A 370-nucleotide genomic window follows, 5' to 3' on the forward strand; every position below is an offset into this window, starting at 1 on the left:
CGATGCTGTAATTGGGTAGCACTTTTATAGCCTTGTGCCAAGCCGAGTGCATCGCCTCGTATTCGGCAGAGGTGACGGTAAAGAGTTCGGGTAGTTCCACACGGAAAGCCACCGTGATGTCAGCGTCCTTGCTCACCATACACCCCTGTTCTATGGAGAGTAGCGGGAACTTCGATTCCAAGGTAGTTATCTTGCTTTTATTTCTCATTTCTTCGCTTTCTTTGGTTGAAGGTTACGGATAAGGTGGCAGACCGTACGGCGGTTCACAAGGTAGCGTGGGTGCATACGTACTGCTCCCTTTTTCATCAGTCCGTACTGCCCGTACTTTCTATTCATGGTGAACGTTTGCCACACCACTATGGTGGCACCC

2 protein-coding genes are annotated in these 370 nt (G+C 50.3%); both read right to left on the reverse strand.

Features of this window, described 5'->3' with window-relative positions; translation table 11 throughout:
• Positions 1-208, reverse strand: a 208-nt coding sequence (locus HMPREF2983_RS05380; RefSeq protein ID WP_141757626.1) for a DUF3875 domain-containing protein, incomplete at its 3' end; no start/stop codon positions are given.
• The coding region (locus tag HMPREF2983_RS05385) for a DUF4133 domain-containing protein (protein ID WP_023925562.1) at positions 205-370 on the reverse strand (166 nt) is incomplete at its 5' end. The genes HMPREF2983_RS05385 and HMPREF2983_RS05380, both read right to left, overlap by 4 nt.

This window comes from Prevotella sp. HMSC077E09 (assembly GCF_001814685.1).
GTDB lineage: Bacteria > Bacteroidota > Bacteroidia > Bacteroidales > Bacteroidaceae > Prevotella > Prevotella oris.